Genomic DNA, 11,326 nt, shown 5'->3' with positions numbered 1-11,326 from the left:
TTAACTTATTCTCATAATCAAGCATTAACCTTATAATACTATGCGTACACTTTTTGCATTTTCCCTGCTCTTTCTAAGTCAGTTAGCTTTTTCACAATCTGTTCCAAAGTCCGCTTATCAGGACATGGAGTACAGAATGATAGGCCCTTTTAGGGCGGGTCGAACGGTGGGCGCTGTCGGCATTCCCACACAACCCAATGTATTCTTTATTGGGGTCAACAATGGCGGGGTATGGAAAACCGATGATTATGGTCGCACGTGGAATCCTATTTTCGATGAAGCGCCTACAGGTTCTGTGGGGGATATTGCTGTTTCACCTTCTAACCCTAATGTGATTTATGTGGGCACAGGCGAAGGCCTTCACCGTCCGGATTTATCCGTGGGTGATGGTATGTTCAAATCTACCGATGGAGGAGAGTCATGGCAGTTTATGGGGCTGGGCGATATTCAGCAGATCGCACGAGTTATTGTGCATCCGACCAATCCAGATATCGTTTTTGTAGCGGGGCTTGGGCATCCTTATGGTGCCAATGAAATGCGTGGTGTGTTCCGTTCGAAAGATGGTGGTAAGAACTGGGAGAAAGTGCTCTATATCAATCATAACACAGGTTCGGTACAAGTAGAATTTGACCCGAGTAACCCGAATGTGCTGTTTGCCGATATGTGGGAGCATCAGGAAGGGCCATGGGAGAATGCTTCTTTTTCAGGGCCAAATAGTGGTTTGTACAAGTCTACGGACGGAGGTACTAGCTGGAAGAAAGTGGAAAAAGGTTTACCAACAGTGGAACAAGGCTTAGGCCGTATCGGAATCGGGATCTCTCCAAGCAATTCAAAACGCATTTATGCTACTGTAGATGCCCGTCAAAATGGAGGAGTCTACCGCAGTGATGATGGTGGAGAAAGCTGGTCGCTAATTGCGGAAGACAGAAGACTTTGGGGCAGGGGCAGCGATTTCGCTGAAATCCGCGTACACCCTAACAATCCAGATTTGGTCTATGTAGCCAATGTTGCTTCTTACCGTTCTGAAGATGGCGGTAAAACATGGATGTCCTTTAAAGGCGCTCCGGGCGGTGACGATTACCACAGAATTTGGATCAATCCACTTCAACCAGATATCATGCTGTTTGCTGCCGATCAAGGTGCCGTGGTGACTGTGAATGCAGGCAAAACCTGGAGTTCATGGTACAACCAACCTACCTCACAGCTGTATCATATCATTACAGACAATAACTTCCCTTACTGGGTCTATGGTGGTCAGCAGGAGAGTGGTGCCATTGGCGTGGCCAGCAGAGGCAATGGAGGGCAGATTTCTTTCCGAGATTTTATGGGAGTGGGTGCGGATGAATATGCTTATGTAGCCCCCGACCCGAAAGATTCCAATATCATTTATGGTGGAAGGGTGACCCGCTTCAATAAGAAAACTGGACAGAATCAGAATGTAGCACCTGAGGCCTTGCGCTCTGGTGATTTCCGTGGAGTGCGTACGATGCCCTTAATTTTCCATCCTGCCGATGATAATATGCTTTTGTTCGGCACCAACGTATTGTGGAAAACCATGAATGGAGGTCAAGACTGGGAAGTGATTAGTCCTGATTTGACACGCAAGCAACCTGAAGTACCTGCCAGTGTGGGTGATTTCAAGACTGAAAGCATGAATACCATGCCGCAACGTGCCATTATTTATGCCATTGGTCCTTCTCCTTTGGATAGAAATATCATTTGGGCTGGAACGGACGATGGTTTGGTACAACTGACCAGAGATGGGGGCAAAACTTGGAAGAATGTTACACCGCCTCAGCTTAAATCATGGGATAAAATCTCTCAATTGGATGCAGGCCATTTCGATAAAGGCACCGTGTACGTAGCGGTGAATTCAATCCGTAAGGACGATATGAGACCACATATTTATAAAACCCATGACTTTGGGGCCACATGGCAAGAGGTAGTGAAGGGCATGGAAATCAACGGACCTGTGAATGTGGTGCGTGAAGATTCCAAACAAAAAGGATTACTCTTTGCCGGAACGGAACGCGAAGTCTACTTCTCGATCAATGATGGCGCAGATTGGCAGTCCTTGAGGTTGAATATGCCCGCTTCTTCTATTCGTGATTTAGTAGTGCATGAGAGTGATTTAGTAATTGGAACCCACGGTCGTTCCATTTGGATTTTGGATGATGTAAGTCCGCTCAGAGGTTTGGCTGCTGGTTTAAAAAGCAGTGATCCTGTTCTTTTTGAGCCTTCTTTGGCCACAAGGGTACGTTTCAATATGTTCAGTGATACACCAATTCCGCCAGAAGAGCCGAATGGTCAAAATCCTTATGATGGAGTGGCAGTGGATTACTTATTGCCAAAGCAATACGGCACCGTGAAACTGGAGATTTTGAATGGAAAAGGAGAGGCCATACGCACTTATTCGAGCAATGATTTGCCTGAAGAAACCGACTCTACAGATTTGAGGCATCCTACCTATTGGCTTCGACCGCAGCAAAGTTTGGGTACTTCTGCTGGTCATCACCGTTTTATATGGGATTTGAAATACGATCCGCCAAGAGGTGCCAACCGTAGTTTCTCCATCACGGCAGTATACAAAAACACGCCAAGCGACCCTTCTGGGCCTTATGTGCATCCGGGGAAATATACCGTTCGATTGACAGTAGATGGCAAAACTTCGGAACAAAGTATTGATGTGAGGCTTGACCCTCGCACAGAGATCAGCGCTTCGGCACTTCAGCAACAGACAGATCTGTCATTACAGGTGTATAATAATTACAATCAAGTGCAGTCTATTATTGAAGCCATTGATCAGCAACTCAATGACCCGATAAGGAAATGGAAAAAAGGGGAGAAGGAGGCTTGGCAGAGCTTTAGGGGGAATGGAGCCGCCAATGCTGGCGATTTCATCTATGGTAGCATTCGTGCCAATACGCTGGACAGCGAGACTTTAGTAGGGCTTCAAAGCAAATTCCTTTATATGCTTTCTGTTTTACAAAGTGTAGAAGCCCAACCGACCAATGCCGTGGTGTCAGGAATAGAGCAACTAGAGCTGAGATTGAAAGAGATGCTTACCAAGTGGGAAACATTAAAGTAACTGATAACATAAATTATTGCTGACCATGATATTAATCATTTTTATAAGTCGGTAGAATCTATAACTTGTAGCAACAGAATCATTTAACTGCCTTATGACAATTGGTCTTTTAAAGGAGCCCGAAGGTGAAAACCGTGTAGCGCTGCTTCCAGAAAGTGTAAAAGCACTTATAGCACTCAAAGCAAATATTACAGTAGAATTAGGGGCGGGGGATCTCGCTTTTGCGACCCATGCCGATTACGAAACCATAGGAGCCAAAACAGCCGATCGAAAATCTGTTTTAGCCTGTGATGTTATTGTTGGTATCAATCCCCCTAATGATCATGAAATCAGTCAATTAAAACCAGAACAGGTTTTGCTCTGTGCTTTTCAGCCCATGACCAACCGTGCTTTGGTAGAAAAGCTGATGGACGGAGGAATTACTTCCTTCAGCATGGACAATATTCCACGAACCACTAGGGCGCAAGCAATGGACGTTTTGTCTTCCATGGCGACTGTTGCCGGCTATAAAGCGGTATTGATGGCCGCTACACATTCCCCTCGATTCTTCCCCATGTTTATGACAGCCGCAGGAAGTATTATTCCTTCCAAGGTGTTGGTGTTAGGCGCAGGCGTTGCTGGTTTACAAGCCATTGCCACCGCCCGAAGATTGGGCGCTGTGGTAGAGGCTTTTGATGTAAGGGCCGCTGCCGAAGAAGAAGTAAAAAGCTTGGGGGCCAAATTTGTAAAAGTAGAAGGCGCCAAAGATGAATCTACTGCTGGCGGTTATGCCGTGGAGCAATCCGAAGAATATAAAGCGAAACAAAGGGCTTTGGTGCAGGAACATGCGGCTAAGGCGAATATCATTATTACCACCGCCCAAATTCCAGGCAGAAAAGCACCAATTCTCATTACAGACGAAACCATTCAAAGAATGCCTAAAGGGTCTGTTATTGTTGATTTGGCCGCTTCAACGGGCGGTAATTGCGAAGGCACCGAAGACAATAAAATCATCCATAAACATGGGGTGTGCATTATCGGTGATTCCAATTTGGCCTCTACCTTACCGATGGACGCCAGCAAAATGTTTGGCAAGAATATGCTTAATTTCTTGAAACTGATCATCGATGGGGAGGGCAACCTGAACCTCAATTTCGAAGACGATATTGTAGCCAATACCTGCGTTACGCATGCCAAAGAAATCATGAGCGAACGCATTAAAAACATCCTTTTCCAACCTGAAAACGCATAAACTATGGAGAGTCTATTGACGCTTTTTTACGAAAACAGGGAGTTCATCTTCCTTATTTTGGTTTCTATCTTTCTGGGAATTGAAATTATCTCCAATGTGCCAGCCGTCCTGCACACGCCACTGATGTCTGGCGCCAATGCCATTCATGGCGTGGTGGTGATTGGCTCTATTATCATTATGCTAGAAGCTTCACCCGATAATTACTTCGCCTTGATCTTAGGCTTTATTGCCGTGGTATTGGGTACGCTCAATGTGGTTGGAGGCTTTGTGGTGACCAACAGGATGCTAGAGATGTTCAAAAAGAAGGAAAAGAAATAAGTGAGCGCTATGACAGAATTACTCGGAAACAGCATTCTTGAGATTTGCTATATTATTGCTTCGGTTACTTTTATCATGGGCCTCAAAATGCTCAGCAGCCCTGATAAGGCCAGGAAAGGAAACCTATATGCCGCTTATGGGATGGGTTTGGCCATTGTGGCCACCATTCTGTTTAAAGAAGAACTCAGCAGTGACAAAACCCTGAATTATGTATTGATTTTGGCTGGCCTCTTGTTCGGTACTTTGATTGGCAAACGCATGGCCATGAGAGTAAAAATGACTGCCATGCCGCAAATGGTGTCCTTTTTCAATGGAATGGGAGGCGCTTGTGCTGCCGTAATTTCCATTGTAGAGTTTGACCACCTGATGCATACTGGATCGGTAGATACAGGAATGATGATCGTCATCTTACTCGGTCTCATCATCGGTAGTGTTTCCTTTGCAGGAAGTATTATTGCCTATGGCAAGCTTGAAGGAAAGATTAACGACAAGGCTTTACCGGCCGGACAGATCATTAATATCGTATTGCTGTTGGGTATTTTAGGTTTGGCTGTATTTATGGCTACCTCTGGGGTTCCAAATCCTATGCATTTGTACCTGTTACTGGTATTATCACTTGCCTATGGTATTTTATTGGTAATGCCCATCGGTGGCGCAGATATGCCTGTGGTGATTTCCCTGCTGAACAGTTTTACGGGGATGGCTGCTGCTTTTGGAGGTTTCCTTTATGGCAACCAAGCCATGCTCACAGGCGGGATCTTAGTAGGTTCCGCAGGGACGATCCTTACTGTGTTGATGTGCAAGGCCATGAACCGTTCGCTGACCAATGTAATTATCGGTTCTTTTGGTGGAAATGCTGCCGCAGCGGGTATCGTGGGAGAACATGGTGGTACTATTAAAGAAATTTCAGCTTCTGATGCTGCTATTCTATTGGCCTATGCCACTCGGGTTTCTGTAGTGCCGGGCTATGGTTTGGCGGTGGCGCAAGCCCAACATACGGTGCATAACCTCGAAAAAATATTGGAAGCAAAAGGAGTGGAGTTCAGTTATGCGGTACATCCTGTGGCGGGTAGAATGCCGGGCCACATGAATGTGTTGCTGGCAGAAGCCGATGTGCCCTATCCTAAATTGCTAGAAATGGAAGAGGCCAATGAGCAAATGGCCAGTACCGATGTGGTATTGGTGATTGGTGCCAATGATGTGGTGAATCCTGCCGCAGAAAATGACCCTTCGAGCCCAATTTATGGAATGCCAATTATCAAGGTATTGGACGCCAAAAACGTGATTGTCATGAAACGAAGCATGGGCACAGGCTATGCAGGCATAGAAAACGAGCTTTTCTTTAATGACAAAACCCGAATGCTTTTTGGTGACGCAAAAGATTCATTGGAGAAACTGATTGCTGAGGTAAAGGATTTGTAATACTTTGCGCTCCTATGGTATTCAGTATTATCCTTGGCTTTATGGTGGTGTTTCTTTTGGCCTTAAAATTAGGGGGAAGAAAGAAAAAGAAGGTCTCTAAACTTTTAGCTACGCCTCCAAAATGGAAAGCCATTCTCACCGAGCATGTCCATTTTTACCGTAACCTCAATGCCCATCAGCAGCAGCAGTTTGAATCTGATGTGCAACGCTTTTTAGCAGATACACCCGTTACGGGAGTTCAAACCACGGTGGACTTAGTGGACAGACTTTTGGTGGCCAGCAGTGCCGTAATTCCCTTGTTTGGCTTTCCGGCTTGGAACTACAAATACTTAGATGAAGTGCTGCTCTACCCAGGCCCCTTCGACCTAGAATATAATACAGAAGGCACAAAAAGAAACATTACCGGCATGGTGGGCACAGGCGCCATGGAAGGCAAAATGATCCTCTCCAAACCTGCTTTGCATGCGGGTTTCGATATTACCAACGACAAGAAGAATGTAGGCATTCATGAGTTTGCACATTTATTCGATAAGGAAAATGGAGAAGTAGACGGCATTCCTCCAGGCTTTGAAGATAAAATTTACGCCTTGCCTTGGTTGGACTTTGTAAAAAAGAAAACAGACGAAATACTGGCCAGCCACTCCGATATTGACGGTTACGGCACCACCAACCGACAAGAGTTTTTTGCCGTAGCCAGCGAATACTTTTTTGAAAGACCCCATTTGCTCAAAGAGAAGCATCCTCAATTGTATGAAACCCTCAGCAAGGTGTTTCATCAAGATTTAACCGCTGTGATTGACAAAGATTCTTACTCCAAACCCAAAGCCATTGGCCGCAACTCACCTTGTCCCTGCGGCAGCGGAAAAAAGTACAAGCATTGCTGTGGAAAGGAGTGAGAATAGATACAATTGGTTTTAATGTCACGTAATAGATGACAGGTAGAGTACAGTTTTTATTTCTTTAAGCTTTTTATATTTGACCTCCTACACCCTTAAACTTCTCTACAAACGAAGAAATCTTTTGAAATACACTCTGCTTTTTTGTCAAATAGTGAGGATTTAAAGGACTCATTTTTGGTAAAAGCGCATTCAACTCTGTTCCGTTCTCACTGGCATATTCTCGCTTTAAAGAAGCTGAGATATATCGTTTTGCTTTTTCCTCGTTTAGACTTTCATCTGTGATTAATTCGGTAGCTTCTGTTTTTTGCTTGCCTTGGGCATATGCGAAGAATGAGTCTATAATATTCGCTTTGTCTTGAATGGAATCAAGGTCTGTCTCATTTATAAAATCAACTACTAAGCTTTCTTTTGCTCGATTTCCTATACTAGCGCGAATAATTCTACGAACTTCTTCTATCAAGGAGACTTTGTCTTTTGTCTTTTTGTTGTGCTCAAAAATCAATTCAAGGATATAATCAAGATTTATTTCTTGAGATTTGAGAAGGTCAACTTCAAAGACAACATCATCCCAATCAATTGTTGATTCTTCTGCTTCATTTCCACTTTTTTCTCTTCTCAACCAATCACGAATATCATTATAAGTTGACCGATAATCCTGAATTGTACGCTCAGCTGGCAATTCAATCTTTTGCATTGCAGCTAAATCGTCATCTGTTACAAAATGAGTTTCTTTAAACTCCTCTACTGCCTCTGAATCACTAATGTCAATTGTTTGTAGTGCTTTAAGATTGGTAAATTCATCGTAGTTCTGAAGTATGTTTTCAACACGCAAGTATTCTCCAAAGAGTTTCGTAAACTCTTTTTTATCTTTCTCTTTAACTATTTCGTCAGGGTTAGGGAATTTTTGATTTAATTCCTTTACGACCTCAATATAACCTCTACGAGCTTCTCCAGTTGCGATGTCAGTAAAGCCTTGAAGATATTCCTTATAGCTTTTCTCTAATACTACATCTTTAGTACTACTATCTCCAAAAAGAGTGATTGCATCAACAGTAGCTTTTTCTAAATCTCGGAAAGTAATAATGTTTCCAAAGGTTTTTGTAGCGTCATAAATACGATTTGTACGTGAAAAGGCTTGCATCAAACCATGATAGCGCAAGTTCTTATCAACAAATAAGGTATTCAGTGTAGGCGCATCAAAGCCTGTTAAGAACATGCCTACAACTATTATAAGGTCAACCTCCTTACTTTTTACTCGCTTGGCAAGGTCACGATAATAATTCTGGAACTCTTTACTTTCAATGCCATAACTGGTTTTGAACATGGCATTATAATCATTGATAGCTTTGGTTAAGAACTCCTTTGCGCTACTATCCATTGCTGAAGGCTCAAAAGTTTCATCGACTATCTCACCGATTGCATTTTGTTCTTCATTAGCTGCAAAGGAGAAGATCGTAGCTATTTTAAGAGGCTTATCACTTTCCTTTTGTAAAAGATTTAATTCATCATAATAACATTTTGCAGCATCAACACTGCTTACGGCAAACATGGCATTAAAACCAGTATTGACTCCTCGTGTTCGATGTGTTTTTTGTCTGAAATTTTGAAGAACATATTGAGAAATCTCTTTAATGCGAACAGGATGGAGTAGAGCTTTCTTATTTTCTGCTGCCGTTAACTTTTTCTCATCAACCTCTGTTTCTATCCCCTTAAATTGAGGTCGAACATCATTATAGTCTACTTTGAATTTCAGAACTTTTTCATCCCTAATTGCATCTGTAATAACATACGAGTGCAATTCACGACCAAATACACTTGCTGTTGTTTCTGCACCTAAGGCATTTTCAGGAAATATTGGTGTCCCAGTAAAGCCAAATTGATAATACTTTTTAAACTTCTTTTTTAGGTTCTTTTGAGCTTCACCAAACTGAGAACGATGGGCTTCATCAAAGATGAATAATACTTGCTTTTGATAGATGGATAAATCACTTTCACTTTTCATCAGATTATTCAGTTTCTGAATGGTTGTGACTATAATCTTATTATCTTCTTTGTCAATATTTCGTCTTAAACCTGCTGTACTGTCTGAACCATTCACACTGTCAGGTGAGAATCGTTGATATTCTTTCATCGTTTGGAAATCCAAATCCTTACGATCTACTACAAAGAACACTTTATCAATATAGTCAAGTTGTGTAGCGAGTCGTGCAGCTTTAAAACTAGTAAGGGTTTTTCCTGAACCTGTGGTATGCCAAATAAATCCACCACTCTCTGGTTTAGACCATTTTTTTGCTTCAAAAGAACTTTTAACCTTCCACAAGAGTCTTTCTGTTGCTGCAATTTGATACGGTCTCATGACAAGTAGTGTATCACTTACATCAAATACAGAATAGTTTAGAAGAACATTTAAGAGTGTTCGTTTTTCAAAAAATGTAATGGTGAAATCTTTTAAGTCTTTAATGAGAGAGTTATCAGCTTTTGCCCAGTTCATGGTAAAATCAAAGCTGTTTTTATCCCGTTTTACAGTGTTGGCGAAATAACGACTATCAGTACCGTTAGATATTACAAATACCTGCAAGTACTTAAAAAGTGAATTTTCACTATTAAAGCTTTCTTTGCTGTAACGATGCACTTGATTAAAAGCTTCGCGAATAGCAACTCCACGTTTTTTTAATTCCACTTGCACAAGCGGTAAGCCATTTACTAAAATGGTGACATCATAACGATTTGAATGCGTTCCTTTCTGTTCGAATTGTGAAATAACCTGAACTTTATTTTCACTAATATTCTTTTTGTTTACTAAGTAGATGTTTTGGATGTGTCCATCGTCAAAAACAAAATCATAAATATAATTGTCGTGTATTTTCCTTGTTTTTTCAGCTAGGTTGTCACTGGGTTTATCCAAATACTCCTCTACAAAACGAGTCCATTCACCATTCGTAAACTCCATCTTATTAAGAGCCTGTAGTTGTACTCTAACATTAGCCAACATCGCTTGAAGCGTATTAAGGTTAGTCGGGTTTTCATATCCTTGATTGACTAAGTCTTGGATAAGCTCTCGCTCAAGTGCGGATTCCGCCTGATAGCTTGCTGGTGCTTCATTTACCTCTGAGTACTTGGTGTATTTCTCAAGTACTATGAAATTGTTTGATTCCGCTATGGCTTTATATGTACTCATATATTTATTCTCGATGTGTCAATATTGAAATTGAAAGTTTCGATAATATCCTTTAGAATTCTTTTGAAAATACGCTTGTCACTTTCTTCAATTATTCCAGACTCTTCTCCTGAATGCTTTGAATGACTCGTTATATTTAATATGCGCTCCACATAAAGTGTTTCATCTCCAAGGGGTGTTTTTCTAATCAAATCTCCCCAGTATTCATAATTTAGAAAAGTGGATGTCTTTTCTAATACGTTACGAAGAAGATGGAAATGATATTTTTCAATATTCTCATTTATTGCAATATCTCTAAGAATTGAAAAAACATGTAAATGATAGGCGAAAGGCGAGTCATTATTATGATTAATTAATTCGAAACCCCCATCCTCTAGACTGCTTAGAATGTATTTTTTAAATTTTGGTTTTTTGAATTCATTATATAGGACATTAAAAAACAATGGATTATGCGTTGTAATGATAAACTTCAACTCAGACTGACTTGATTTAATTAGCTTAGCTATGTTCACAGCCAATTCAATTAAATGACTATCATCGAGCGAACTCACCGGATCGTCAATAAAAACATGTTCTAGATTATTGAATTTATCCGTAACACGATCATCTATATCTACTGTATTTAGCGCTTCAATTACTTGATCCAAAAGGCTGTAAAATACGCACCATATAAAATTACTTTCTTCGCCTTTAGAGATTTTTGCATTCGGAATATTATTATTACCACCACGATCTATAGAAAAAGTAACTTCTGAGTATGCTGGAATTGTAACATCTTCGCCTCTTTCATTCTTTGCAGTGTACTCTTCATTAAATGATGGTGTTAATTTATCACTTGTATAGTGCTGAAACTTTTCAACAATGTTTGGTTCTTGCCCCAAATCCTTTAAAACTAAGCTTGTGAAGTTATTTGGACGGATTATTAACTTTCTGTTTGTATCAGCATCTAAATCGTTATCCCAATAAAAGAGATCTTCTGTAAAAGCATTATAGTAAAGAGCCCTGATTTCTGTTTCCTCTTCTTTTGGAGCAATCAACTCTTTAAACTCACGTGATAAACGTGTTTTACCACTCCCATTAAATGCATAAATCAACTGAACTTTTACATCTGAATTTTGAGCATCTTTAGCTCTTATGATATTTTGAGCATCTCTTAGTGATTCTGCTATTTGTCTTAATGACTGACTCAT

Annotated in this window: 7 protein-coding genes; 5 read left to right on the top strand and 2 right to left on the bottom strand. The window is 41.2% G+C overall.

The features are described 5' to 3' along the window. Nucleotides 1-40: 40 nt before the first annotated feature. The 5 genes from VOI17_RS05305 (at nt 41) to VOI17_RS05285 (ending at nt 6,955) form a co-directional block, all read left to right on the top strand. Entirely contained in the window at nt 41-3,088 is a 3,048-nt protein-coding gene (locus tag VOI17_RS05305) for a WD40/YVTN/BNR-like repeat-containing protein (protein WP_323756204.1), read from the top strand. A 94-nt stretch (nt 3,089-3,182) separates the two neighbouring features. Beyond that, on the top strand, nt 3,183-4,319 hold the full coding sequence (locus tag VOI17_RS05300) for a Re/Si-specific NAD(P)(+) transhydrogenase subunit alpha (RefSeq protein WP_323756203.1): 1,137 nt from the start codon (nt 3,183-3,185) through the stop codon (nt 4,317-4,319). Nucleotides 4,320-4,322: 3 nt separating this feature from the next. Then, nucleotides 4,323-4,637, top strand: coding sequence for an NAD(P) transhydrogenase subunit alpha (locus tag VOI17_RS05295; RefSeq protein WP_323756202.1), 315 nt, complete (start codon nt 4,323-4,325; stop codon nt 4,635-4,637). A gap of 9 nt (nt 4,638-4,646) precedes the next feature. Further along, nucleotides 4,647-6,059: an NAD(P)(+) transhydrogenase (Re/Si-specific) subunit beta gene (locus VOI17_RS05290; protein WP_323756201.1), complete on the top strand. Its 1,413-nt coding sequence runs from the start codon at nt 4,647-4,649 to the stop codon at nt 6,057-6,059. Nucleotides 6,060-6,073: 14 nt separating this feature from the next. Next, complete coding sequence (locus VOI17_RS05285; protein WP_323756200.1) at nt 6,074-6,955, top strand: zinc-dependent peptidase; 882 nt, start codon at nt 6,074-6,076, stop codon at nt 6,953-6,955. Nucleotides 6,956-7,028: 73 nt separating this feature from the next. Here VOI17_RS05285 and VOI17_RS05280 read toward each other — a convergent pair whose 3' ends face one another. Together VOI17_RS05280 and VOI17_RS05275 are read right to left on the bottom strand one after the other, a co-directional pair. After that, on the bottom strand, nt 7,029-10,136 hold the full coding sequence (locus VOI17_RS05280) for a type I restriction endonuclease subunit R (RefSeq protein ID WP_323756199.1): 3,108 nt from the start codon (nt 10,134-10,136) through the stop codon (nt 7,029-7,031). Further along, nucleotides 10,133-11,326: an AAA family ATPase gene (locus tag VOI17_RS05275; RefSeq protein WP_323756198.1), complete on the bottom strand. Its 1,194-nt coding sequence runs from the start codon at nt 11,324-11,326 to the stop codon at nt 10,133-10,135. Before VOI17_RS05275 ends, VOI17_RS05280 begins: the two co-directional genes overlap by 4 nt.

The organism is Roseivirga sp. (assembly GCF_034669765.1).
In the GTDB taxonomy this organism is placed as follows: domain Bacteria; phylum Bacteroidota; class Bacteroidia; order Cytophagales; family Cyclobacteriaceae; genus Roseivirga.
Note: the sequence above shows the minus strand (reverse complement) of the source record. Positions and strands in the feature narration are given on the sequence as shown.

Coding starts and splice junctions, on each gene's coding strand:
- VOI17_RS05285 (WP_323756200.1), top strand. CDS start 6,074: ATGGTATTCAGTATTATCCTTGGCTTTATGGTGGTGTTTCTTTTGGCC.
- VOI17_RS05305 (WP_323756204.1), top strand. CDS start 41: ATGCGTACACTTTTTGCATTTTCCCTGCTCTTTCTAAGTCAGTTAGCT.
- VOI17_RS05275 (WP_323756198.1), bottom strand. CDS start 11,326: ATGAGTCAGTCATTAAGACAAATAGCAGAATCACTAAGAGATGCTCAA.
- VOI17_RS05295 (WP_323756202.1), top strand. CDS start 4,323: ATGGAGAGTCTATTGACGCTTTTTTACGAAAACAGGGAGTTCATCTTC.
- VOI17_RS05290 (WP_323756201.1), top strand. CDS start 4,647: ATGACAGAATTACTCGGAAACAGCATTCTTGAGATTTGCTATATTATT.
- VOI17_RS05280 (WP_323756199.1), bottom strand. CDS start 10,136: ATGAGTACATATAAAGCCATAGCGGAATCAAACAATTTCATAGTACTT.
- VOI17_RS05300 (WP_323756203.1), top strand. CDS start 3,183: ATGACAATTGGTCTTTTAAAGGAGCCCGAAGGTGAAAACCGTGTAGCG.